Source organism: Algoriphagus aquaeductus, assembly GCF_003253485.1.
Lineage (GTDB): Bacteria > Bacteroidota > Bacteroidia > Cytophagales > Cyclobacteriaceae > Algoriphagus > Algoriphagus aquaeductus.
Window position 1 is genome coordinate 146802 of record NZ_QKTX01000005.1, and the last position, 23550, is coordinate 170351.

The 23550-nt window shown below is 44.1% G+C and carries 24 protein-coding genes; 19 read left to right on the plus strand and 5 right to left on the minus strand.

The window, feature by feature from the left end; all coding sequences use genetic code 11:
- Positions 1 to 31: 31 nt before the first annotated feature.
- The 16 genes from CLV31_RS08785 (at position 32) to CLV31_RS08860 (ending at position 13925) form a co-directional block, all read left to right on the plus strand.
- Complete coding sequence (locus CLV31_RS08785) at positions 32 to 712, plus strand: YggS family pyridoxal phosphate-dependent enzyme (RefSeq protein WP_111392515.1); 681 nt, start codon at positions 32 to 34, stop codon at positions 710 to 712.
- Positions 709 to 1089, plus strand: coding sequence for a DUF423 domain-containing protein (locus CLV31_RS08790; protein WP_111392516.1), 381 nt, complete (start codon positions 709 to 711; stop codon positions 1087 to 1089). The genes CLV31_RS08785 and CLV31_RS08790 overlap by 4 nt, the downstream gene beginning before the upstream one ends.
- 1 nt (position 1090) lies before the next feature.
- Complete coding sequence (locus CLV31_RS08795) at positions 1091 to 2383, plus strand: D-alanyl-D-alanine carboxypeptidase (protein WP_111392635.1); 1293 nt, start codon at positions 1091 to 1093, stop codon at positions 2381 to 2383.
- Positions 2384 to 2688: 305 nt separating this feature from the next.
- Positions 2689 to 3543, plus strand: a complete 855-nt coding sequence (locus CLV31_RS08800) for an alpha/beta fold hydrolase (protein WP_111392517.1) — start codon at positions 2689 to 2691, stop codon at positions 3541 to 3543.
- Complete coding sequence (locus CLV31_RS08805; protein WP_111392518.1) at positions 3540 to 4052, plus strand: RNA polymerase sigma factor; 513 nt, start codon at positions 3540 to 3542, stop codon at positions 4050 to 4052. Before CLV31_RS08800 ends, CLV31_RS08805 begins: the two co-directional genes overlap by 4 nt.
- Positions 4042 to 4629: a hypothetical protein gene (locus CLV31_RS08810; protein ID WP_111392519.1), complete on the plus strand. Its 588-nt coding sequence runs from the start codon at positions 4042 to 4044 to the stop codon at positions 4627 to 4629. The genes CLV31_RS08805 and CLV31_RS08810 overlap by 11 nt, the downstream gene beginning before the upstream one ends.
- 157 nt (positions 4630 to 4786) lie before the next feature.
- Positions 4787 to 5827 carry a S66 peptidase family protein gene (locus CLV31_RS08815; RefSeq protein WP_111392520.1) on the plus strand — a complete coding sequence of 347 codons (1041 nt, stop codon included), beginning with the start codon at positions 4787 to 4789 and terminating at the stop codon, positions 5825 to 5827.
- Between the two features lie 33 nt (positions 5828 to 5860).
- Positions 5861 to 6859, plus strand: a complete 999-nt coding sequence (locus CLV31_RS08820) for a PDDEXK nuclease domain-containing protein (RefSeq protein WP_111392521.1) — start codon at positions 5861 to 5863, stop codon at positions 6857 to 6859.
- A gap of 4 nt (positions 6860 to 6863) precedes the next feature.
- Complete coding sequence (locus CLV31_RS08825; protein WP_245943363.1) at positions 6864 to 7559, plus strand: SGNH/GDSL hydrolase family protein; 696 nt, start codon at positions 6864 to 6866, stop codon at positions 7557 to 7559.
- Between the two features lie 121 nt (positions 7560 to 7680).
- Entirely contained in the window at positions 7681 to 8358 is a 678-nt protein-coding gene (locus CLV31_RS08830) for a hypothetical protein (RefSeq protein WP_181452595.1), read from the plus strand.
- Position 8359: 1 nt separating this feature from the next.
- Positions 8360 to 9019 (plus strand): DUF4377 domain-containing protein, encoded by a 660-nt coding sequence (locus CLV31_RS08835; RefSeq protein ID WP_111392523.1) that lies wholly within the window; start codon positions 8360 to 8362, stop codon positions 9017 to 9019.
- 107 nt (positions 9020 to 9126) lie between these two features.
- Positions 9127 to 9738 carry a fumarylacetoacetate hydrolase family protein gene (locus CLV31_RS08840; RefSeq protein ID WP_111392524.1) on the plus strand — a complete coding sequence of 204 codons (612 nt, stop codon included), beginning with the start codon at positions 9127 to 9129 and terminating at the stop codon, positions 9736 to 9738.
- Positions 9707 to 11602, plus strand: a complete 1896-nt coding sequence (locus tag CLV31_RS08845) for a M23 family metallopeptidase (protein WP_111392525.1) — start codon at positions 9707 to 9709, stop codon at positions 11600 to 11602. The genes CLV31_RS08840 and CLV31_RS08845 overlap by 32 nt, the downstream gene beginning before the upstream one ends.
- A 25-nt stretch (positions 11603 to 11627) precedes the next feature.
- Complete coding sequence (gene bcp / locus CLV31_RS08850) at positions 11628 to 12077, plus strand: thioredoxin-dependent thiol peroxidase (RefSeq protein WP_111392526.1); 450 nt, start codon at positions 11628 to 11630, stop codon at positions 12075 to 12077.
- A 9-nt stretch (positions 12078 to 12086) separates the two neighbouring features.
- Positions 12087 to 12938, plus strand: coding sequence for a transketolase (locus CLV31_RS08855; protein ID WP_111392527.1), 852 nt, complete (start codon positions 12087 to 12089; stop codon positions 12936 to 12938).
- Positions 12939 to 12962: 24 nt separating this feature from the next.
- Positions 12963 to 13925 carry a transketolase family protein gene (locus tag CLV31_RS08860; protein WP_111392528.1) on the plus strand — a complete coding sequence of 321 codons (963 nt, stop codon included), beginning with the start codon at positions 12963 to 12965 and terminating at the stop codon, positions 13923 to 13925.
- A 130-nt stretch (positions 13926 to 14055) separates the two neighbouring features.
- Here CLV31_RS08860 and CLV31_RS08865 read toward each other — a convergent pair whose 3' ends face one another.
- Positions 14056 to 15198, minus strand: coding sequence for an ATP-binding protein (locus tag CLV31_RS08865; RefSeq protein ID WP_220084329.1), 1143 nt, complete (start codon positions 15196 to 15198; stop codon positions 14056 to 14058).
- Positions 15199 to 15521: 323 nt separating this feature from the next.
- On the opposite strand from CLV31_RS08865, the gene CLV31_RS08875 reads away from it, so the two are divergent.
- From CLV31_RS08875 to CLV31_RS08885, 3 genes are all read left to right on the plus strand, one after another.
- Positions 15522 to 15815: a phosphoribosylpyrophosphate synthetase gene (locus CLV31_RS08875; protein WP_111392531.1), complete on the plus strand. Its 294-nt coding sequence runs from the start codon at positions 15522 to 15524 to the stop codon at positions 15813 to 15815.
- 19 nt (positions 15816 to 15834) lie between these two features.
- Positions 15835 to 16383, plus strand: coding sequence for a GNAT family N-acetyltransferase (locus CLV31_RS08880; RefSeq protein ID WP_111392532.1), 549 nt, complete (start codon positions 15835 to 15837; stop codon positions 16381 to 16383).
- 105 nt (positions 16384 to 16488) lie between these two features.
- Positions 16489 to 18006, plus strand: coding sequence for a glycoside hydrolase family 99-like domain-containing protein (locus CLV31_RS08885; RefSeq protein WP_245943364.1), 1518 nt, complete (start codon positions 16489 to 16491; stop codon positions 18004 to 18006).
- Between the two features lie 349 nt (positions 18007 to 18355).
- Here CLV31_RS08885 and CLV31_RS08890 read toward each other — a convergent pair whose 3' ends face one another.
- The 4 genes from CLV31_RS08890 to CLV31_RS08905 are packed head-to-tail and all read right to left on the minus strand — an operon-like array spanning position 18356 to position 23502.
- Positions 18356 to 19789 (minus strand): glycosyltransferase family 2 protein, encoded by a 1434-nt coding sequence (locus tag CLV31_RS08890; protein WP_220084330.1) that lies wholly within the window; start codon positions 19787 to 19789, stop codon positions 18356 to 18358.
- Positions 19776 to 20636 (minus strand): hypothetical protein, encoded by an 861-nt coding sequence (locus tag CLV31_RS08895; protein WP_111392534.1) that lies wholly within the window; start codon positions 20634 to 20636, stop codon positions 19776 to 19778. Before CLV31_RS08895 ends, CLV31_RS08890 begins: the two co-directional genes overlap by 14 nt.
- 41 nt (positions 20637 to 20677) lie before the next feature.
- Positions 20678 to 21043, minus strand: a complete 366-nt coding sequence (locus CLV31_RS08900; protein ID WP_111392535.1) for a response regulator transcription factor — start codon at positions 21041 to 21043, stop codon at positions 20678 to 20680.
- Positions 21040 to 23502 (minus strand): ATP-binding protein, encoded by a 2463-nt coding sequence (locus CLV31_RS08905; RefSeq protein WP_111392536.1) that lies wholly within the window; start codon positions 23500 to 23502, stop codon positions 21040 to 21042. Before CLV31_RS08905 ends, CLV31_RS08900 begins: the two co-directional genes overlap by 4 nt.
- Between the last annotated feature and the right edge of the window lie 48 nt (positions 23503 to 23550).

Consider the following 23550-nt stretch of genomic DNA (forward strand, 5'->3'; position numbering starts at 1 on the left):
GAGGCTAAAAATTTATGCTAAAAAATAGAAAATGGACATCAAAGCCAACCTGGAACATATAAAAAATTCGTTTGTCAACCCGGCGTGCCAACTGATAGCAGTGAGCAAGACCAAGCCGATTGGAGATCTCAAAGCCGCTTACCAAGCGGGAATCAGGGACTTCGGAGAAAATAAAGTCCAGGAAATCCAAGCCAAGCAACCCGAGCTGCCTGCCGATACCCGTTGGCATATGATCGGCCACCTGCAAAGCAACAAGATCAAATACATCGCCCCGTTTGTCCACTTAATTCATGGCGTGGACTCTTTCAAACTCTTGAAGGAAATTGACAAACAGGGAAAAAAAATCGACCGGGTCATTCCTGTTCTGCTTCAGATCCATATTGCCGAAGAGGAGAGTAAATTCGGATTTGATGAAGTTGAATTGGAAGAAATGTTGGCTTCTGAAGAATTTAAGACCCTTTCCCATGTCAAAATCAGGGGATTGATGGGGATGGCAACTTTTACTGAAAATCAGGAGCAGATCCGAAAAGAGTTTCGAGAACTCAAACACCTGTTTGAAAAACTGAAGAACAGACCTCTTCCCGGTTTCGTCCAAATGGAAGAATTATCGATGGGCATGAGTGGAGATTATCAGATCGCACAGGAAGAGGGCAGCACGATGGTGCGGATCGGTTCGGCCATATTTGGAGCAAGAAATTATTCACAAGGATGAAGGGAAAAAACATACTAGTTATTACCGGGATTTCCGGTGCCTTGGCCGTAGGCCTTGGAGCTTTTGGAGCCCATGGATTGGAGCCGCTTTTGATCCAAAACGGAAGATTGGACACCTTCGAAACTGCCGTCAGCTATCATTTTTACCATACTTTAGGTTTACTGGGATTGGGGATTCTGGCTTTAATCAAGCCGGATTGGAAAGGCTTGAGTTTGGCAGCTTGGGGAATGTTTTTGGGTGTTTTAATCTTTTCAGGATCACTGTATATCCTCTGTCTGACCGGAATTACCTGGCTGGGGGCAATTACCCCGATCGGTGGAGTTGGATTTATTTTGGGTTGGCTGGGTTTAGCCTATGCCGTTTTGAAAAATGCCTGATATGATCCAAAGAGGCATATTCTTGTTTCTCCTTCTGTCCTTCCATTTCCGGCTTTTTGCCCAGATCAAAAAGGAAAACTATTTGGTCTTGGAAAAAGCCCTCGGGCCAGAGAGCTTTTTCAACGGGCATTTGACCGGATTTATGCTCTATGACTTGGACTCCCAACATGTGGAATTTGAGAAAAACAGTCAAATCCGCATCTTGCCAGCTTCGACTACCAAGCTGTTTACTTTGTTTGCTTCTTTGGTGATTCTTCAGGACAGCACACAAACGCTGCGATATGTCTCCGCCGGAGACACCTTGAAAATATGGGGAGCGGGCGATCCAACTTGGAAGTACAAAGAATTTGCACAACCCGACTTTCAAAGGATTATTGGCAACCACACCATCATCCAATTTTCCGATGCCAATCAGGTCTCGCCGGCCTTCGGCTACGGCTGGCAATGGGACGATTATTACTATGATTATTCGGCAGAACGGAGCTCATTACCGATCTATGGAAATTTAATTCAGGTCAAAAAAATTGGCAATAGGCCGGATGTGAGCCCCGCATTTTTCAAAAATCAGGTATTCACCACCTCCAAACCTTTCAAAGAACTGGAGCGGGACTTTCACAGCAACCGGTTTTATTTCAATCCTTCGACTTTCTTGGGAAGAGAGCAGTTTATCCCGTTTTTGAATACACCAGATGTTTTTGTCCAATTGGCGGAAGCAGAAACGGGCAAGAAATGGATCTACAAACCTGAGCCTTTACCGGTCGATCATAAGCATTGGAGAGGTTCGCTCCTTTCACCAATTCTTAAAGAGATGATGCTGGAAAGTGACAATTTCCTGGCTGAGCAGTTGCTTTTTATGGTTTCTGACCGACTCTTTCAGACCTTGGATACCGAGCGGGCCATCGAGTACATGCTCAAAACCTACCTCTTCGACCTCCCCGATCAGCCCAAATGGGTAGACGGAAGCGGGCTGAGTCGGCATAATCTCTTTACTCCGAGATCGATGGTGACCTTATTCGAAAAGTTGTACCGACTGCTTCCCGAAGCCGAACTGAATGAATACTTAGCCATTGGCGGAAAAACAGGAACCCTGAAAAACAGCTTTCAGGCCGCACAGCCCTACATTTTTGCAAAAACCGGAAGCATGAGCAACAACTACAGCCTCGTGGGTCTGATCAAAACCAAAAGCGGGAAAAATTATGCCTTCGCCTTCATGAACACCAACTTTCCCTACCCTGCATCCACCGTAAGAAAAGAAGTGGAAAAGGTCATGGTGATGGTAAGGGATGGGTTTTAGCCTTTCTCGTTGTCGAGTTGTCGGGTTATCAAGTTGTCGGGTTATCCAGCAAAGAAATCGTCATTTTACTTTTGACAACTCGAGAACTGGACAACATTCAAATTAGACTTTGCTTCCCCAACACAGATTACCCCAAAAAACTTTTTTCAAAATTTCCCACTGACGCTGTAAGGTTTCCCCTACCGGTTGGTCTAAAGAAGAAAACAAGCAAAACCCATGAAATGCCCATGAGAAAATGCTTCTCACACAGGGGAATGATTATCTAGGGCATTCCATCTGACCATTAAAAATCAAATTATAAACAGATGAAAAAGCTTATTCTTCTTTACCTCTTCATTTTTGGAAGTCTGACCCAAGCGCACACGCAAGACCTTAAGGTATCTGTCAGCGGAAACGGACCAAAAATCATCCTCATCCCGGGATTGGCCTCTTCGGGTGAAGTGTGGGATGAAACAGTGGCCCAACTTTCCAAGAACTACGAATGCCATGTCCTTACCCTTCCCGGATTTGGTACCAATCCCGCAGTTGAGATGCCCTCGGGATTTCTACCTACCATGGAAAAACTAATCATCGACTATATAACAGCACAAAAAGAAAAAGTAACCTTAATCGGACACAGCCTGGGCGGATTTCTCTCGCTCAGGCTCTCCCGGAGTCTCCCCGATCGTATCCAAAAAGTCGTCATCGTCGACTCCTTTCCCTTTTACTCCGCTGCCTTTAATCCGGCAGCCACCGAAGAAAACATGGTAGGAATGGCCTCCCAGATGAAGCAACTGATGCTTTCCCAAAGTCCCGAGCAATACCGCGCTCAGCAGCAGGCTAGCATGCCCATGATGACCATCAATGCCGAAAAACTCCCAATCGCTGTCGATTGGTCCATGCAGAGTGACCGAGGCACCACAGCGGAAGCTTTTTACGAGTTGATGACCACGGACTTCAGAGATGAATTGGCGGAGGTAAAGACACCCATGTTGGTGTTGGGAGCTTGGGCCTCGGGCAAAAACTATGGATTGACTGAGGAGAGCGTAAAAAAATCGTTCTCCGACCAATACCGATTGGCCGAAAACGTCCAAATTGAACTGGCTCCCACGGCCCACCACTTCATCATGTGGGACAACCCGGAATGGTTTATGGAAAAACTTAGCTCCTTTCTCCGATGAGAACCCAAAAAGAACAGGATTTTGAAGCCTTGTACCTCAGTCATAAGGACAAAATCTACCGTCTCTGTATGGGTTTTGTTCGGGAAAAAGAACTTGCCAATGACCTTTTCCAGGAAATCCTGATCAAAATCTGGAGGAACCTCGAAAGTTTCAAAGGCGAAAGCGAGATCAGCACCTGGATCTATCGAATTGCCTACAACACGGCTTTGACTTTCACTGCCAAGGAAAAGAAAATGGCTGAGCAGAAAACCGAGTTTCCTGATAATCTGGACCTTGCCGAACCGGAAAACTACTCCCAAGAACAGGAAATCAGACTACAACTCCTCTATCAAGCCATTTCTGAACTCCCGGAATTGGACCGGATCATTGCCACCCTTCTTCTGGAAGGTACTGCCTACAAAACCATCGCAGAGATCAGCGGCATCAGCGAAAACTATGTGGCCGTCAAAGTCAATCGTATCAAAACTTCCCTCACCCAAAAGCTCAACCCTCAAACACATGGAAACTAACTTCAACGATATTCAACAACTCTGGCAAAGTCAAAAAGCCAGCAATTTCGACATCCAAGGGTTAATCTCGGGCCTCAAAAAGACCGAAGAAAAACAGCGGAAAGAACGAATAGCTATCGCGATCATCACACCTTCCACCTTGGTTTTTTTATTTGCAGTAATGCCTTGGGGCGAAAGCAAAGCAATCCTTTTTAGCCTGTTGGTCATTGCCGCAGCGATGCTTTGGGTGGGATGGTTGAGTTTCAGTTCGGCACTGAAGCCAAGCGATGATTCGGCAAGCTACTCCAACAAAGCCTACATCGAAACCCAACTCACCAAATTGAAACAACGCTACAAAATCGCCGGGACTTACATGTATTTCTATGCGTTTTTGCTGGCCGCTGCGATCAATGTGGCTTATTTTGTCCTGCTAGAACCTTTATCAGCCACCATTCGGATCAGCGCTCATTTGGGTCTTACAGTAATGATTTTTGTGGTCATGCATATCAGCATCCGACGCAGGATCAAAAAATACGACCAAACCCTCAAGCCAATTATGGAACAGCTAGAAAAAATGCTGCTGGAGATAAAGAAATAATCAGTTGACTCTCCTTTATCTGCGGAAATCTGTGACTTTTTCTGTGAAAATCTGTGGGAAATAAGAGAATATTGAAAACCATAAGAAAGCCCTGCTTTTTGGCAGGGTTTTTCTTTTAGCTGGAAAAGAAAGTAATTTCAATTCCAATTTGAATCCTATGAACAAGCGCGCCTTTCTCAAATCTTTCGGCCTAGCCACTGCTTCGGCTTCCTTTCTCGGTTTTGATTTCAAAAACAATTCCCCCGCAGCGGCTCTTTTCCCAAAGTCCATTCAAAAAGGAGACACCGTAGGGATCATTTCCCCATCTGCAGCCACTGCCGACCGGATGGAATTTACCTATGCCCAAGAAGCCATGGAAGCGCTCGGCTTCAAAGTAAAATTGGGTAAAAACCTGACCAACCGATTCGGTCACCTGGCCGGCACGGATGAGGAGCGAGCCGATGATTTTAATGCCATGTTTGCAGACCCTGAGGTCAAAGCAGTCATCTGCATCCGTGGTGGATCGGGGGCTTCCCGGATTCTCCCTTTGATCAACTACGAACAGATCAAAAGAAACCCTAAGCCACTTTTGGGCTATTCGGACATTACCGCGCTCCATTGCGCACTCCAAAGTCAAGCAGGTCTGATCAGTTTTCACGGACCCAATGGCTCGGGTTCTTGGAACAGCTTTAATGTGAAACAGTTTGACCAGATTTTCTTCAAAAAAGAATTGGTGACCTTCAAAAATGAAGGAGGAAAGGGAGATGAATTGGTACTCAAGGCCAATCGAATCCAAACACTCCAAGGAGGAACTGCTGAAGGTAAAATTCTGGGAGGAAATCTGACTGTATTAACCGCTTTATCTGGAACACCTTATTATCCTGATTTTCAAGACGCTATTTTATTCATCGAAGACATCGGAGAGGATCCCTATCGCATCGATCGGATGATGAGTACGCTTCAGCTTAACGGAACACTGGCCAAGATCAAAGGCTTTATTTTCGGTCAATGTTCCGACTGTAAACCTGGCGCTGGCTACGGAACTCTCACTGTAGATCAGATCATGGATCAATATGTTCTTCCCTTGGGAATTCCGGCTTATACAGGCGCGATGATTGGGCATATTCCACGTCAGTTTATCGTACCGGTTGGGGCAAGAGTGAAGATGGATGCTGATGCAGGTAGCTTTACTATGGTGGAAAATGTATTTCAGTCTTAATTCACAGATTTCACTTTTTGAATAACTTTTAAAATGGAACTATCACATCTAATTCAGGACATTCAAAAAATCATTCTTCAATCTAGAGAACGTGCTGTCAGATCTGTAAATACTGAACGGGTATTAATGTACTGGCAAATTGGAAAGAGGATTTTTGAGGAAGAGCAAAACGGAAAGGACAGAGCTGAGTATGGCCTTTATTTGATCAAAAACCTTTCAGAAAAGCTTAGTGAAGATTTCGGAAACGGATTTTCTTCAAGGAATTTGGAATTAATGCGGTTGTTTTTCAGAACCTTTCCAATTGCGCAGACATTGTCTACGCAATTGAGTTGGAGTCATTATTCTTTGCTTCTGAGTATTGACAGTCAGGACAAAAGAGAGTTTTATATCGCTGAAATAAAGAAAAACAATTGGTCTGTCAGGGAACTTGAGCGCCAACTTAATTCTCAATTTTATGAGCGCCTTTTGCTAAGTACTGACAAGGAAACTTTATTAGCAATAGCCAGAAAAGAGCGAATTCCCGAAAATCCATCCGAAATAATCAAAGATCCCATGGTTTTGGAATTCTTGGGACTTAAAAGAGAATCTTCCTACTACGAAAAAGACCTAGAATCTGCCATTATAACCCACCTCCATGATTTTTTGCTTGAATTAGGAAATGGATTTGCATTTGTGGCCAGGCAAAAAAGAATTCATTTGGATGGGGATGATTTTTACATCGATCTAGTCTTTTACAATAGACTGCTTTCCTGTTTTGTCCTAATTGAAATTAAAACTCAAAAACTCACTCATCAAGATCTTGGCCAGCTCCAAATGTATGTGAATTACTACGATAGAGAGGAAAAATTACCCAGTGAAAAACCTACCCTAGGAATTTTACTCTGTGCTGACAAAAATAACTCTATGGTCAAATATGCTTTACCCGAAAACAATCGAACTATTTTTGCAAGTAGCTATCAACTCTACCTTCCCAGCGAAAAGCAACTTCTTGAGGAGTTGAAAAAAGAATTTGAAAAAAGATCAGAACTTTAAGGACATGAATATTCCAAACCTTTTCCTAATCCTTGTCGGCTCCCTTTGCCTAATGACTTCATCAGTGATACCCAAAAATCAAAACAAAACCCTCACCTACCTAGCCCTGGGCGATAGCTACACCATCGGTGAAGGAGTCGCGGAAAAAGACCGATATCCGGTTCAGTTGGTGGAGGCCTTGAATAAATCAGGAAAATATGAATTCAGCACTCCGCAAATCATTGCAAAGACCGGCTGGACTGTAGACGAACTCGATGCAGGAATCAATTCCAGCCAAACCGACGAACAGGGATACGATCTGGTCACCCTCCTGATCGGAGTAAACAATCAATACCGGGGAAGACCAGTGACCGATTATGAAAAAGACTTTGAGGCCATGCTGAATCGAGCCATTGGATTTGCCAAAGATCAAAAAGATCATGTCGTAGTCATATCCATTCCCGATTGGGGTGTCACCCCATTTGCAGCCAATCGAAATGCTGATCAGGCCAAAGTTGCGAGTGAAATAGATGCATACAATGCCGCGAAAAAAACGATATGTGATCGATATGGAGTCGCATTTGTGGAAATCACGAAAGATTACAGAAAAATCGGAGCACAGCCTGACATGGTCGTCGAAGACCAATTGCATCCATCGGGATTAGTCTATGCTAGATGGACGGAAAAAGTCCTGAAGGAGGTCAAAAAGATGAAATTCTGATAGCTCACAAAAGATCCAATTTTGCAAAATCCGAGAAATAAAATCTCGGATTTTGCATTTTATGGGAGGTGTATTTTTTGGCGTTCAAGTAAGTTTGACGCATATCAGTTCTTTTTTAGCTATGAAAAAGAATGCCTACTTACTTCTGATCATCTTCTTTCTGACTGTTTCCTGTCAAGGGATAGAAGAACCATTTGGGGAATTGGAAACTTTCTGGGTGTACAGTTATCCAATTCCATGTGATCCTACGGGCACGACTCAGACTACCTGCTTGGGAATTTCACGGTCTGATGAATTTGATTTCAATTGGTCCGTTCTAGAACGAATTCCTTTTGAAATCGAGGGCTTTACATTCAAGCCATTTTACCTTCAGAAAATCCAGGTTCAAAGATTCAGAAACATAAATACTAAGAAAATCACCACCAAGCTGGTTCGGATTTTAGAAGAAGAACGAGACTATTATGATTTGTTGGAGGGGAATTGGAAAGTAAAGCGATACCTCGGTGAAGATTTGCCCAATCCAAGTTTTCCCAAAGGGCAGAGCATTAATTTTTTACCGGGAATAAGAATGGCTTTATCCTCAGATGGATGCAACAGCATTTCCCTTCAGATAAAGAAAGTTGGGCCCAATCGGGTTATTTCATTTGGTGATGTGCGATCAACCTTAGTGGCTTGTCCTCCTTCTTTATTAATTAAACCATATCCCGGATTACAGGAAAAATTCAAAAGAGAAGGCAACCTGCTTATATTTCACAATGACTTAGGAGGGGAAGTGGCAGTTTGGGAAAAAATAAATTGAGATGAAGTCAGCCAGATATTTGATTATCCACTTTACCCTATTCTTTTCCTGTGAGGAAAAGGAAACTAAAACCATTTGGGTTTATCCATATCGCCTGAATACAGAACTTTATCCCTATGCCCAAACGGGAATTTTTATCCTTACTCAAGATAAAGAAGAGCTGGATTACTCTAGCTGGCAACGTCAATCTGAGAGTTTCGAAATTAAAGACTTTAAATTTGAAGAAGGATATTTTTACAAACTAAAAGTTGAATATGAAGAGGTTCAACCTCCTCAAAAATTGAAATTGAAATCAATTTTAGAGAAAAGGAAAGATTTCATCGGCACTATTGAGGGAGCTTGGAAAAATATCCCCCTACCGGACCAACCCTTTTTTCCAATATTTATTCACGTACAAAAACCAACGAGAACGCTCGAAACTTATGGAGGTTGTTTTAAGGGCATCACAGGCTTGGGGGAAGTAGGCGAAAGAAAAATCCAATTAGTGGATAAATATTACCGATTGGATGCCGATAAAGTTTGCTTAGGCCAAAGCCCAATTCAAAAAGGAGGTTTTAGCTTTGTCCAATCCACAACTCAATATCAACTCTCACCAAATGGCTTTCTGGATTTTTTTGACTCAACTGGAAATCTCCTGATACGATTCCAACCTGTCGAGTAAAAATCCCCATTATCTCTGCTTTTCATCCACTTTTTGCCAAGGATATCCTTATTTTCACGACTGGAAATCGAATCTGATTTTACAGCCCAGAAAAGCGCCAAAAACCTATGAAGATCATCTGCATCGGCCGTAACTACGCCGCTCATATCGAAGAACTCAAAAACGAAAAACCCGGAAAACCAGTCGTATTTCTTAAACCGGATACCGCTTTGTTGAAAGGTGGGGCACCTTTTTTTCATCCGGATTTCTCCGAAAATATTCATCACGAAGTCGAACTCGTCCTCAAAGTATCCAAGGAAGGAAAATACATTCAGCCTCAATTTGCACATCGCTATTTTGAAGAAATCGGCCTCGGAATCGACTTTACGGCCCGCGATCTCCAAGATCAATGCAAGGCAAAAGGTCTTCCTTGGGAAATTGCCAAAGCATTCAACGGTTCGGCACCGATCGGTGATTTCAAGCCTGTTTCGGCTTTTGCTGATCTCAAAGACATCGACTTTCATCTGGAAATCAACGGGGAGCTCAAGCAAAAAGGAAATACCAGCCTGATGCTCTTCGATTTTGCCACGATCATCGCATACGTTTCCCAATTTTTTACCCTGAAAAAAGGAGATTTGATCTATACCGGAACTCCGGCAGGGGTAGGTCCCGTAAAAATCGGAGATCACCTAACAGGTTTTATCGGAAATGAAAAAATGTTGGATTTTGAAGTCAGGTAAGCTTTCCTCTCTACTCTTTCTTTTTGGTCTTTTCTTATTCTCGGATATTTCTGCCCAAGAAATCCAAAAAGGCTATTTCCGCTCTCCCGTCAAGCCAGGCGGCAGAAATTACCTTTCCGGTAACTTCTCCGAACTTCGACCCAACCACTTTCATACCGGGTTGGACTATAAATTCGGAGGAGTCGAAGGCGAGCCCATTTATGCAGCTGCAGACGGATGGGTGCATCGGATCAAAATTTCCTCTTTCGGCTACGGGAATGTCATTTACCTCAAGCATCCCAGCGGAAATATCACGCTGTATGGACACCTCAGAAACTTCGTACCTAAGCTTCACGACTGGATGGTACAAAAGATGTATGAGGCGGAGCAAAATGAATTGGAAGTTTTTCCCGCTGTCGGAGAATTGCCGGTGAAAAAAGGGGAATTGATTGCCTATGGAGGAAATACCGGAAGTTCGGGAGGTCCACACCTGCATTTTGAAATCCGGGACAGTTTGGATCGGGCCATGGACCCCTTGAAGGCGGGCTTCACAGAAATCCTCGACAACATCCCTCCTACTCCTCAAAAAATCGCCATAGTCCCGCTGGAAATCGACAGCCGGGTAAATGGGAAATTTCAACGGTTGGAGCTTACTCCTGTACTCAGCGGCTCAAGCTATCGGATCCCCGAAACGATCCGGGTAACCGGAAAAGTCGGACTGGAAATCCAAAGCTATGATAAACTAGATGGCGCAGAAAATCAGAATGGTTTTCCAAAATTCGAGGTTTCGGATGATAATGGACTGCTCTATACCTTGTTGATCAATCAAGTTGATTTCAACTACACCAGACATTTTTTATTGCATACCCATCAAAATCGCTTCACGCGTCTGTATCACCAACCTGACCTGAAATTTGACTTCTTTACCCCCAATTCCACCGGTACGGGAACCTTTCAGGTAGAAGCCGGTCAAAAGAAGAATGTGCAAATCCGCCTCTCCGATGCCTACAGCAATTCCCGCTTGGTCAATCTGACTTTGACCGGAGCTGACCTGGATTCAACGATCGCAGACGGAGCCGGTCCGGTAAGTCCCCAAGTAAGCTTCTTCAAAAGCATCATGAAAATCAAAGTCAAGCAATCAGACAAAGGCGGATTAGCGAAGTATTTTATTGGAAATCAAGCCTATGAAATACTCCCAGCCTATCAGGATGCACAGAGCCGAACCTACCTCTGGGACTTGAGATTTGGTATCCCGAGCAAAATTGACCTTTGTTCAGAAATATACATTCCGGAAATCATCGGACATTTTCCCGTTGGAAAAGAGCAGCTTTTGGCCACAGAAAAATTGACTGTAAAAGTGGAAGAAAACAGCCTCTTGGAGGATTTGTACCTCCGGGTAGCCCACTCAGGTCCAGCCAACTCTCCCGTACTTCGCCTTCAGGAAATTACAGAGTATCTTTGGAACCCCATCGAACTGCTTTGGGATGTAAATGGCTACGCTGGAGACAAAACCAAGACCCATGTGTACCAACGCTCCCCCAATGGCGCTCGCTCCTTTGTCGGAGGGAATTGGGAAGGCGGCCAAATCCGCTTCAAAACCAGAAATTTTGGTAGTTTTGTTTTGGCCGAAGACAATGTCAAACCCACCATCACACCCATTCGGGTCAATGCACAAGGCATGAGATTTACGATCAAGGACAACCTGTCAGGAATCCGAAGTTTTGAGGCTTGGGTAGATGGAAAATGGGTGCTGATGCGCTATGAACACAAGCAGGCGGTCATCTGGTCCGAAACAAAAGCTAAACAACCGCTGAAAGGGACGGTTTTACTGAAGGTCACCGATATGGCCGGCAATGTAGCCGAGTATCGCACGACCATTTCTTAATTGTTCCATTCAAACCAACAAAATTATGTCACTAGAAGTAGGCCAAATGGCCCCAGATTTCGAAGCAAAAATTGAAACAGGCGAAACCATCAAGCTCTCCGATTACCGCGGCAAAAAGGTAGTTCTTTACTTTTACCCCAAAGATGCCACCCCCGGATGCACCGCTCAAGCCTGTAACCTGAGAGACAACTATGATGCTTTATTGAAAGCCGGTTATGTGGTACTCGGAATCAGTTCGGATGATGAAAAATCACATAAGAAATTTATAGAAAAGCAAAACCTCCCCTTCCCTTTGATCGCGGATACGGATCTGAAAGTGCACGAAGCCTATGGTACCTGGGTCGAAAAATCCATGTATGGCCGAAAGTACATGGGCACCGCAAGAACCACTTTTGTAATTGATGAGGAAGGAAAAATTGCTGAGGTAATCGAGAAAGTCGATACCAAAAACCATACTGCTCAAATCCTCAAATAAACCTAGCTAATGGAAAAACAATCAATTGAACAACTCCAAAACATCTGCACACAGCTGCGCAGGGATGTACTGAGAATGGTACATGCCGTCCAGTCAGGACACCCCGGTGCACCGCTTGGCTGTGCCGAATTCTTCGTCGCGCTGTATTTTGACCAACTTCACCACAATCCTGATTTTAAAATGAACGGTTCAGGTGAAGACCTTTTCTTCCTTTCCAATGGTCACCTATCTGCAGGATGGTATTCTGTCTTGGCAAGAAGTGGCTATTTCCCGGTAGAAGAACTGAAAACCTTCCGAAAACTCAATTCCAGACTTCAGGGTCACCCGGCTACACACGAGCACCTTCCGGGTATCCGTATAGCTTCAGGTTCTTTGGGTCAGGGACTTTCGGTTGCCTTAGGAGCAGCTCAGGCCAAAAAACTCAATCAAGACGACAAATTGGTGTATATCCTGATGGGTGATGGCGAGCTACAGGAAGGGCAAGTATGGGAAGCGGCGATGTATGCGGCACATTATGGAGTGGACAATTTGATTGCCACGGTAGATTACAACGGTCAGCAAATTGACGGTCCCACGACCAAAGTGATGGACCTGAAAAATCTGAAAGCCAAATGGGAAGCTTTTGGCTGGGAGGTCATCGAAACCAAAAACGGAAACGATCTCAAATCTGTAATCGAAGGATTGGAATTGGCGAAGTCATTGACCGGAAAAGGAAAGCCGGTGATGAACTTACTCTACACCGAAATGGGCTACGGCGTGGACTTCATGGTCGGCACGCACAAGTGGCACGGTTCCCCTCCAAACGACGAGCAGTTGGCCAAAGCATTGGGTCAATTGGAAGAGACACTCGGTGATTATTGATTTCCCATCCCAAAAGACAAGAAGATGAGCTTAGACTTAAAATTTACCTATACAGAAAAAAAAGACACCCGTTCCGGTTTCGGTGACGGCTTCCTCGAGGCAGGAAGAAGAAATCCCAATGTGGTGGGCCTTTGTGCCGACTTGATCGGATCCCTGAAAATGGGCGATTTCCAAAAAGAATTTCCGGATCGCTTTTTCCAGACTGGTATCGCCGAGGCGAATATGATCGGTTTGGCTGCAGGGATGACCTTGGGAGGAAAAATTCCTTTTGCAGGTACCTTCGCCAACTTTGCCACCGGTCGGGTATATGACCAAATCCGTCAATCCGTTGCCTATTCTGATAAAAACGTGAAAATCTGTGCATCTCATGCCGGTTTGACGCTTGGAGAAGACGGTGCCACACACCAAATCTTGGAGGACTTAGGCATGATGAAAATGCTCCCGCACATGACCGTGATCAACCCTTGTGATTACAATCAGACCAAAGCAGCGACTTTGGCGATTGCGGAGTACGAAGGGCCTGTTTACCTAAGATTTGGACGCCCAAGCTGGCCAATCTTCACTCCCGCAGATCAGAAGTTTGAAATCGGGAAAGCCTGGAAAATGATTGATGGCAAGGATGTGACCATTTTCGCTACCGGACACTTAGTTTGGGAAGCCGTAGTGGCTGAGGCCATGCTTCGTCAGGAAGGTATCCATGCGGAGGTCATCAACATCCATACGATCAAGCCTCTGGATCAAGAAGCAATCCTCGAATCAGTGAAAAAGACCGGTTGTGCGGTATCTGCCGAGGAGCATCAGATCAACGGTGGCTTGGGTGACAGCATTGCTCAAACTTTGATTCGTCACAATCCTGCGCCATTAGAGTATGTGGGTGTCAATGACAGCTTCGGCGAGTCAGGCACCCCAACACAATTGCTGGAGAAATACGGTTTGAATGCCGAAAATATCGTGAAGGCTGCAAAAAGAGCATTAGCGAGAAAATAACCTTTGAGGTTTTCCAAACCTCGAAGGTTTTTTCTCACCGCAAAGAACGCAGAGAAACGCAAAGGCCTTTTTGAAAAATGAATTTTATCCTGCTTCTCCCGAAGCAGGATTTTTTGTTTTGGTTAAAAAACTACAAAACAAATTCCTCAAAATTTTCAGCGTGAATAGTTTGTATGGAGGCTTCGGGATATGCCTGCCTAAAGGTAGATGGAATCTTGACTTTGGCTTTTGGACTCCATTTAAATTCCCAAGCAGAAAGCTTTCCTTCTACTTCTTCCACATAATCAATTTCCTGTTGGGCATGGGTTCTCCAAAAATATCCCCGATTAAACTGTCCCTCTAAGGCATTTTTCTTGAAACGTTCCGCCATCAGAAAGTTTTCCCACAAAGCCCCGACATCTGTCCTACTTTCCAAGGGAAGAAAATTATTGATCAGGCTGTTTCGGATACCATTGTCTACAAAATAGACTTTCTTAGCTTTTTTGAGCTCATTACGTAGATTCCTACTGAAAGAACCCAGCCTGAAAATGATAAATGCTTGTTCCAAAAGGGTGATGTATTTTTCCACGGTCTCATTGTCCAAACCAGCCATCATCCCTAATTCGTGGTAAGAAACCTCATTCCCTACCTGGTAAGCCAAAGCCTGAAGCAACTTGATGATCTGTTCAGGTTTGCGCAAATTCCCCAATGCAAAAACATCTTTGAATAGATAAGAATCCGCAATCATTCTTAGCCGATCGGCTGCATCGGCTAGATTCAAGACAATTTCTGGATAATATCCATAAACCATTCTTGAGGGAATCATCCGCTTTTCTTCTAAGAAATTGCCTTGGTTTACCATTTCTGTAAAAGAGAAGGGGAAAAGAAAATATTCCCATTTCCTTCCGGTAAGGGGTTCTTTAATACTATTGGAGAGTTCAAAAGCAGAGGAACCGGTGACCAACACTTTGACCTCAGGAAAATTATCAACGATGATTTTGATACAAATGCCAATATTTTGAATTCGTTGTGCTTCATCGATGACAAGCGTTTTCGATTTTCCAATCAATGTTTTGAGTTTGGTAGAACTTGGGCTTTCCAGCATTTCGCGGATATCCGCATCATCTCCATTCCACCACAGTATTGGAAGCTGAAAATTATCGGCAAGGTGCTTCAATAGGGTGCTTTTGCCCACTTGTCTTGGGCCAAAAATGATAATGGCTTTTGGGTCCTGAAGACGCTTGGTTAGCTTATCTTGAACTTGTCTCTGAATAAACATAATCGCAAATATCATTTAAAATTTGCGATTATAATCGCTGATTTCATATAAAATTTGCGATTTAATGACTAGATGGCTCAAGGTTAATCTTTCAAAGGGAGACTTAAAAAACCAAAGGTATCCCCAACTTTATCCTGCTTCCTCTTGAGCAGGATTTTCTTTTTTATAACCAATTCCTGCTTTCGGAAAAGCAGGACCGCCGATAACCTTTGAGGTCTTTTTCTGACCTCGAAGGTTTTATTCCAAATCAAAGACCTTCGGGGTTTCAAAAACCCCAAAGGTCGTACTCCTGGCTAAAAATTTGTACCTTCATTCACCTCACCAAATTCTTTTTAGCCATGGAAAATTACGAACCTACCCTAGTCGAAACTTTGGAAAAACTCCGAAAAGAAGGATACACCGAAGACTTCAATATCCGATTCGACAGCCTGATTTGCGGAGATATTTGTCTGCTTCCCAACCAGTTTGAGGTGGATCGTACCTACCGGTTTGAAGGAAATACCAATCCTGCGGATGAGGCTATCCTGTTTGCCATATCCTCAATCGATGGAGAAATCAAAGGCGTTTTGGTCAATTCCTATGGCGTGTATGCCGATGAAATGACCAAGGAAATGGTGGACAAACTGCGGTAGATTTCCCTAATTTTCGGGAATGGAACAGCCCATCATTCTTTCAGATTACCTGGTCTTAAATCGCATTTTACCAGAAGACCAACCTACACTATACAAGCTAATGGACGAAGTCTATCGGGCGAGTTACCGCTACATCTGGTATGATGAGGGAGATTGGTATGTGGATTTGATTTATCGTCCAGAAACTGTTTTGAAGGAGCTTTCCCGTAGTCGAAGCCATTACTTTTTTGTGGAATGGAATGGTGAAAAAATCGGAATTTTAAAGTACGACTTTCCCTTTTCCCCAAGAGAAATCGATATCCCCAATGCTATGAAGCTTCATCGGCTGTATCTACATCCCAAAGCGCATGGAAAAGGTCTCGCTCCCCTCCTGATGCAGCATTGCGAACAAGTTGCCAAAGAAAACCAGCTGGATTCGATTTGGCTGGAGGCGATGGAATGTCAGCCTCAGGCTAAGCGGTTTTATGAGAAAAATGGTTTTGAGCACCTGATGACTTACACGCTGGATTTTGAACAGATGTATCCGGAATACCGGAATATTCAGATCATGAAAAAGAATTTGGCATGATCTTTCATTTTCTTAGAATCGATTAAACTTCATTAATGCATTCATTCTTCCATTTTATCCTAGGAATCTATGTTTAGCCGATTAGTTTTCAGCATATTATTTTTAATGGCCTTTGTCCAGGTTTCTTGTACCAAATCAGAATCCAAATCCAAACTTGATTCTAAAAAGTTTGATTTGACCTTTTCCTCCCCATCTTTCAAAAAAGAAACTAACGAACTCATCGGCGTCTATTTTATGCCTTCCTGGAATACTTCCCCTGATCCTAATGTGGACCGGGATAGCTTTTGGTCCTGCCTTCAAAATCCTGCGGATTGTGCCAACCTTCAAAATACTGGAACCTGGGGGCCACGGGGAAGAATTTATAATGCCCGATATCCTTACGAAGGCCCTTATCTAAATAGGAAACCGATTGCTGAACTTAAGGGTTTTTACTCCCGAACCGACCCCGAGGTGGCTCGCAAGCAACTTCAATACATGAAAAGCTATGGGATTGATTTTTTCGCCTACGACTGGTTTTTTGGCAGACATTACTACTATCACCTTTATTTTGGCCCTCAGTCAAAAATCTACTATCCTCAAGGCTGGCCTATCGATCCCAATCGGGACGGCCGGGTGGCAGTACCGGGCTTGGTCGAATGGGGTGATCAGCTCGAAGTGCTTTTGGCAGAAAATGCGAAACTTCCTAAAGAGGAACAGCTAAAATTTGCCATCAACTGGTGCGACGATAGTCACGAACGCTGGATGCTGTGGCTAAAAGTGGGCTCACCAGAAGAAATGGCCCGAAACGCCAATTATCCTGGGGAAAAACCTGACAAGGCGCTCTACCTGAAGGTTCACGAAAAAATAACCCAACTCTGGATTGATCAATATTTCAGCAGGGAGGATTACCTCAAAGAAGCCGATGGCAGACCCGTAGTGTATTTTTATTTTCCCCAAGACACAGAATCCAGAGCAGCCTTCTATGGGCTGAAGATGAATGATTTACTGGAACTTTCTCAGGCCACAGCCAAAAAAGCCGGATTGCCCGGAATCAAATTTATCGCAGTGATGGCAGGTCCCATGCTGGAGCGGGAACGCATGTATGGACTTCCCACTCGCTGGAGAGCCAATAATCCCAATCGTCCCTGGGAAGGCGGAAGGTATCAAAACCGTCAGCTTTTACAGGAATATGTCCCCAGACTCAAAGGAATGGGCTTTGAAGGCATGACGGCCTACGTTTACCACAACTTTATGGAAAAAGACAACCGATCCTATGCTGACATGCGGGAAACCTACCGAAGGCACTGGAATCGATGGTCAGAGCAGTTTAAGAATGATCCAAATTTTGAATATCAAGTTCCTGTGGCGATGGGTTGGGATATGCGACCTGCAGGAGGCACTTGGCCTCAAACCAGCGGATTCCCTTCAGAACCCTACAAAGACCTCGTTCATAGCGATAAATCTTCCTTCACAGCCAAACTCAAGGAAGCTCAAGCTATCTCCCAAAAATACCGATCCGCCAACGGCAATACCGTGATGATTTGCTGCTGGAACGAATACCTGGAAGGAAACTACATCGAACCTACCGAAGGTCACGGTTTCAGCTATCTGGAAGCCATAAGAGACGTATTTGGAAAAAAATAAAGCGATTAATTCAACTTAAAAACCCGGCTTTATTCAAAATCTCCCCAAGCCTTATTATCTCCTCACCACCTCTGAAGTTCAGTTGGGTGCTGGGTGAAGTTTGAAACTTCACCCTCATGTCCTTCCCAATTTGCAATTGGTTCATTCTAAGATCATATTTTACCATAAGCAAATTACAAATTTGTTTGGATAGGAAGGCGTAGTTACAACCATACGCCAAGTCCCAATCATAATTCTAGTAAACCTAGAGAGGATTCACCCTTGTCAAACAACCTCAAGCCCCTTCAAGCGGGCAGGAAGAGTCTAATTAAAAGAATTCGACACCTCACCTCCTTGGCTCTGAATTACTTCAACCCGGTTTTTTCTCAAATCCCTTTCGGGTCATTTCGCCCCAGCCTTTATTTCCTCTCAACTTTTCCCAGTTGCCCTTGAGGGAGGCATAAACCGTAAAGGGATGGAAATATAAGGGTTCGATCAGGGCTACACCTGCCAGTTTGACCAAGTCCTTGATTCGGTGATAGCGTTTGAAAGTGGATTCCTCGGCATACAGTGCCAGCATGGAAAAAAATACCGCAAACACATACACCAGAATAATAAAGAGAACGAAATATTCCCAATTCACAATACCGAGGTAGATCAGAATAAAGGTGATGATCAAGCCGGTAAACTCAACCAAAGGCGCGAGGTATTCAAAGAAAAACCAATACGGAAAACTGAGCAAGCCCAGGATTTTGTACTTGGGATTGAACAGCATCTTGCGATGGGTCCAAAGCGTCTCGATCGTGCCCCGCATCCAACGGCTTCGCTGCTTGCCCAAAATCTTGAAACTCTCCGGTGCCTCTGTCCAGCATAGGGGATCAGGAATGTATTGAACTTTGTATGGCAATCCCTGATCGATCATATACCTCCTCATCCGCACGATCAACTCCATATCTTCTCCCACCGTGGAGGTACTGTATCCCCCACACTTCATCGCAATGTCCCGGTCAAACATTCCGAATGCCCCGCTGATAATCAACAGTCCGTCCATTTTGCTCCAAGCCATACGCCCGAGGATAAAAGCCCTCAGGTACTCGATCACCTGTACTCTCGCCAGAAAATTGTCAGGGGCTTTGACATCTACCAGTTTGCCGGCTTTGATCACGCAGGAATTGGCAATCCGCACGACCCCACCGGTGGCAATGACTTTGGAATCAGAAGCTTCCATATACGGCTTGGCCAGCTTCAACAGCACGTCTTTGTCCATGATGCAATCCACATCGATGCACACCAAGTAGGGATTTTGAGAATGATTGATCCCCGTATTCAGGGCATCTGCTTTGCCTCCGTTTTCCTTGTCAATCACGACCAATTTAGAATAGGCAGGATTTGTGGAAATATAAATACCTCTGACTTGCTTAGTCGGAATGTAGGGAACGTAGGTTATCTCAGACCGCACCAACTGGAAACCGGCAATCAGCACTTCCATCGAGTTGTCCTTGCTCCCATCATTGACCACGATCACATCATAGTTGTTGTAATTGATCGCCAAAAGAGACTTCACGTTTTCCTCTATGGTTCGGCCTTCGTTGTAGGCAGGGGCGATCAAACTTACTCGAGGCACATTCTCTAAGGATAACAGCGCCTGATAATTGACAAATCGATTTCGTGCCAGGTATTGCGTCAATCCACGGGCACTGATCGCGGCCAAAACCAAGTAGGAAATCATCACCAGAAAGGCGAAAAAGAGGATAAAGTAATTGAAAACCCAAATCCCGGTATCTAACCAATCAATTCCTGTCATAACTCGAATAGGCCTTTATCGTACTGTTTCGCTTTAAAAAATTGATCTCACTGAGTAATTTTTCACTCCCTGTGCGCTGCTCAAAATCATCTATGGCCAGCAATTGGGCTGAATTTCGGAAATAAAATATCAATCGAATCACCAAAAGAGCCACCGATTCATTGGACGAATCGAGCAAATCCTGGAGGTTTTCCAGGTTCTTCACCTTAAATCGTTTGACCGAAAAAAGGATATTACTTTGGGTCCAATCATTAAAATAGGCTTTGCTGTTTCGGAACTCGCTAAGTTCGCTTAATCCCCGCAGCCTAATCCTCGCAATCAGTTTTTCCTGCTGCACGAGGTCGTTTTTGGAAAATTTCACCTGTTTGATAGAGTCATAAGCAGGCTGATAATTCAAAGCCGCCAAATCACGGATTCCTTCCACGACTTCGGTCCATTTCTTGGATTGCAGCTTGTGAAGGGAATAACTCACCAAGCCCGAACTGACATAGAACTCTTCTAATTTGTCTGTCGAACTCCCGGTAAAATTGCTGTGAAGGCTGATCAGTGATTTGATCAATACTTTTTTATACAAATTGGATTTCCCCGAAATGGAAAATTTTTTCAATTCCTCTTCCGCCCCATCCTGACCAAATACAAACCCAAAAAGTACCTGATCTATTTCCGCTTGGTAAGCATCCTTTACCTTTATCTCCTTCAGCTTTCGGGCTCTTTTCCACAAGGTCAGCAGGAAAAAGAACAAACCCGCCAACGCAAACGCCAGAATAACCAGGATCAAGCCTTCTTTCAACGAAATGTTGAGCCACCATTCCCGAAAAAACTGACTACGGGTTTCCAAAAATTCCATAAGAGCCAAGATTGAAAAACGACATCAAAAAGACGGTTGGATTATTTCACTAATTTCTGAATACGCTTGAGCAAAATCGCAGGGCTGAAAGGCTTGGAAATAAACTCATCCGCACCCAAGTCCAAGACTTCCAATTCTGTGGATTCTATTCCTGAAGCGGTCAACACAATGATAGGAAGATCAGGGCGAGAACTGTTTTTTACTGCCTGAATGACCTGCTGACCTCCTGCAAAGGGCAAATTGAGATCCGTGATGACCAAATCAACGGACGAATTTGAATCGGAAAGCATCTCAATGGCATCAGCGCCATTGTCATAGGCTAAGACATCAAATTGATTGGTTTTCAAATAAAAGGAGAGGGATTTCAAGAGCATTTCATCATCCTCGACCAGTAATAATTTCTTCATTTTTTGTTTAATTTTTCTTCCAAAAAGGGAATTGCCAGGTCCAGATATTCAATCATTCCCTGAAACACGCCGATAATATTGCTTAAGTCACGGTTTTCTGCAAGCACTTGAAGTTGGGCTAAGGCCTCGTCTTTTGCTCCGATGACTGCAAAAGAGGATTTCAAGCGGTGGCTGCTGGCTTTGATGCCTTCAAAACTCTCCTGAGAAATATCCTGCTTCATTTCTTCCTTCCAAGACTTCACCTGATCCAAAAACATACGGATCATTTCCAGTTCAAATTCCCGATTCCCTCCCGAAAATTCACTCAGAATACTCAGATCAACCGGCAATTCGGACGCCTGAAGATCAGGATGATACTCCCCATCCGTATTCGAAGCTACACTTCCCGCCGGAGCCCAGTCGTGAATTTTTTGAAACAACTCCTCTTGAGAAAACGGTTTGGACAAATAATCATCCATGCCTGCATCCAGACATTTTTTCTTTTCTTTTATCAAGAAATTTGCCGAAAGCGCAATTATCGGGGCCTTTATGTTCAATTCGTTTCTAATCTTGTCAGTAGCCTGATATCCATCCATCACAGGCATTTGGATATCCATCAAGATCAAATCCACCGAATGACTTTCCAGGTACCGGACTCCTTCCAACCCCGATTTGGCCAAAGTCAACTCAAAATGAGGAGGTGAAAGCAACTTGGTCATCAGGACTTGGTTGAGCTCGTTGTCCTCACAAAGTAAAATCCGGATGGGATTAAGCCTCTTATCGCCCGGTTCTTTGGGCGTACTTTGAGAATCAGAACTCTGCTTCCGGTCTGATTTTTTGAAGGCGATTTCAAAGGAAAATTCAGAACCTGCCCCTTCCTTGCTGTTGACCTCGATCAACCCGTTCATTTTTTCGACAATGCTCTTGGAAATATTGAGCCCCAAACCGGTCCCTCCAAATCTTCTGGAATTGGTTTCTCCACTTTGGGAAAAACGGTTAAAAATTTGCCCCAATTTCTCAGCAGGAATCCCTATCCCCGAATCCTGAACACTGAACTTTATCCAAACTTTATCCTTGGTTTGTCTTTTTTGCGATACCATCAGTTTCACAAAACCTTCCTCCGTGAATTTGATCGCATTCCCAACCAGATTGATCAAAACCTGAGCAAGTCGGTTTTTATCCCCCAGCAAATAAGGCGGAATTTTAGGGTCGATCTGAAAACTGAAATCCAGGTTTTTTTGAATCGACCGGATTCTTAGAAAAGAATAGAGCTCTTCGATGGTTCGCCTAAGATCAAACTCGACTTGGTCAATCTGAAAAATCCCGGATTCAATTTTGGAAATATCCAGGATATCGTTGATGATGAAAAGCAGGGTATCTCCTGCAGTCTTTACGGCTTGGAGGTAACCCGTTTTTAAAGGCTCAGTTTCCGAATCCAGCAAAAGCTGCGTAAATCCCAAAATCGCATGAATCGGAGTACGAATCTCATGGCTGACATTGGCGATAAAGTTGTCCTTTTGAATATTGAGAATATCTGCCTTTTCTTTCTCTTTTTGCAGGGTATCCCTACTTTCGATGGACTGGGTAATTTCCTGGGCGATTTTTATGACTTTGGTGACTCTTCCTTTTTCATCCAAAATGGGATTGTAGGTTGCCAAAATCCAAACAGGATTCCCATTTCGGTGACGCCGTTTCATCTGTCCCGACTTGAAAATGCCCTGCCTCAGTTTATGCCAAAAATCCCCATATTGGTCCAAATCTTCTTCAAACAGCAATTCAGAATGTAGCTTACCTGTCAATTCAGCAACCTGATAGCCAACTGAACTGGCAAAAATCTCATTGACCAATACGATCTCTCCTTCGGGAGAAAACTCGACTAATCCATTGGAAAGACTGATCGCCTGGATCAAGGCATTGATTTCAGCTTCTTTTTCGTACAGTTTGCTCTCGGCTTTTTTCCGCTCGGTATCAATGATTTGACGAAGCTCCAAACCCAAATTTTTGTTCATTTTTTTGGATTCAATCAAATTCATCGCCTGCTTCGCCAGCAATCGAAAAGCCTTTTGTTGCTTTTCACTGAGCTTTCCTTTTATCGGACTTGCTACGCAAACCGTACCGATATTATGCCCATTGGGTGCCTGAAGGGGAATTCCGGCATAAAAACGAATCCCGTTCTTTCCCTGGGTGGCCGGTTTGTCTTTGACCCGATCATCCTTGCTCGCATCCGGAATCTCCAAGAGCGTGGAGTCAAGCATCGTGTACTGGCAAAAGGAGTCCTCAACCGGAACTTCAGAATTCTCAACCCCTACCTTGGCCTTGTACCATTGCCTCTTATCGTCAATCAATGAAATAATGGCGATGGGAGTAGCACAAACTAAAGAAATAAGCTCAGCCAATTCATCCAAGTCTGCTTCGGGAGGAGTATCCAGCAGATTATAGGAAAGGACGGTAGAAAGGCGGTCGATTTCTTCGGGGCGCATGATTGAACTTTGTCCAAAAATAGAATTTATGATGAATCTAAAAAGTTT

Bases quoted from the DNA above. Each gene is read 5' to 3' on its own strand.
- CLV31_RS08785 (WP_111392515.1), top strand. From the start codon at position 32: ATGGACATCAAAGCCAACCTGGAACATATAAAAAATTCGTTTGTCAAC.
- CLV31_RS08790 (WP_111392516.1), top strand. From the start codon at position 709: ATGAAGGGAAAAAACATACTAGTTATTACCGGGATTTCCGGTGCCTTG.
- CLV31_RS08795 (WP_111392635.1), top strand. From the start codon at position 1,091: ATGATCCAAAGAGGCATATTCTTGTTTCTCCTTCTGTCCTTCCATTTC.
- CLV31_RS08800 (WP_111392517.1), top strand. From the start codon at position 2,689: ATGAAAAAGCTTATTCTTCTTTACCTCTTCATTTTTGGAAGTCTGACC.
- CLV31_RS08805 (WP_111392518.1), top strand. From the start codon at position 3,540: ATGAGAACCCAAAAAGAACAGGATTTTGAAGCCTTGTACCTCAGTCAT.
- CLV31_RS08810 (WP_111392519.1), top strand. From the start codon at position 4,042: ATGGAAACTAACTTCAACGATATTCAACAACTCTGGCAAAGTCAAAAA.
- CLV31_RS08815 (WP_111392520.1), top strand. From the start codon at position 4,787: ATGAACAAGCGCGCCTTTCTCAAATCTTTCGGCCTAGCCACTGCTTCG.
- CLV31_RS08820 (WP_111392521.1), top strand. From the start codon at position 5,861: ATGGAACTATCACATCTAATTCAGGACATTCAAAAAATCATTCTTCAA.
- CLV31_RS08825 (WP_245943363.1), top strand. From the start codon at position 6,864: ATGAATATTCCAAACCTTTTCCTAATCCTTGTCGGCTCCCTTTGCCTA.
- CLV31_RS08830 (WP_181452595.1), top strand. From the start codon at position 7,681: ATGAAAAAGAATGCCTACTTACTTCTGATCATCTTCTTTCTGACTGTT.
- CLV31_RS08835 (WP_111392523.1), top strand. From the start codon at position 8,360: ATGAAGTCAGCCAGATATTTGATTATCCACTTTACCCTATTCTTTTCC.
- CLV31_RS08840 (WP_111392524.1), top strand. From the start codon at position 9,127: ATGAAGATCATCTGCATCGGCCGTAACTACGCCGCTCATATCGAAGAA.
- CLV31_RS08845 (WP_111392525.1), top strand. From the start codon at position 9,707: ATGAAAAAATGTTGGATTTTGAAGTCAGGTAAGCTTTCCTCTCTACTC.
- bcp (WP_111392526.1), top strand. From the start codon at position 11,628: ATGTCACTAGAAGTAGGCCAAATGGCCCCAGATTTCGAAGCAAAAATT.
- CLV31_RS08855 (WP_111392527.1), top strand. From the start codon at position 12,087: ATGGAAAAACAATCAATTGAACAACTCCAAAACATCTGCACACAGCTG.
- CLV31_RS08860 (WP_111392528.1), top strand. From the start codon at position 12,963: ATGAGCTTAGACTTAAAATTTACCTATACAGAAAAAAAAGACACCCGT.
- CLV31_RS08865 (WP_220084329.1), bottom strand. From the start codon at position 15,198: ATGATATTTGCGATTATGTTTATTCAGAGACAAGTTCAAGATAAGCTA.
- CLV31_RS08875 (WP_111392531.1), top strand. From the start codon at position 15,522: ATGGAAAATTACGAACCTACCCTAGTCGAAACTTTGGAAAAACTCCGA.
- CLV31_RS08880 (WP_111392532.1), top strand. From the start codon at position 15,835: ATGGAACAGCCCATCATTCTTTCAGATTACCTGGTCTTAAATCGCATT.
- CLV31_RS08885 (WP_245943364.1), top strand. From the start codon at position 16,489: ATGGCCTTTGTCCAGGTTTCTTGTACCAAATCAGAATCCAAATCCAAA.
- CLV31_RS08890 (WP_220084330.1), bottom strand. From the start codon at position 19,789: ATGACAGGAATTGATTGGTTAGATACCGGGATTTGGGTTTTCAATTAC.
- CLV31_RS08895 (WP_111392534.1), bottom strand. From the start codon at position 20,636: ATGGAATTTTTGGAAACCCGTAGTCAGTTTTTTCGGGAATGGTGGCTC.
- CLV31_RS08900 (WP_111392535.1), bottom strand. From the start codon at position 21,043: ATGAAGAAATTATTACTGGTCGAGGATGATGAAATGCTCTTGAAATCC.
- CLV31_RS08905 (WP_111392536.1), bottom strand. From the start codon at position 23,502: ATGCGCCCCGAAGAAATCGACCGCCTTTCTACCGTCCTTTCCTATAAT.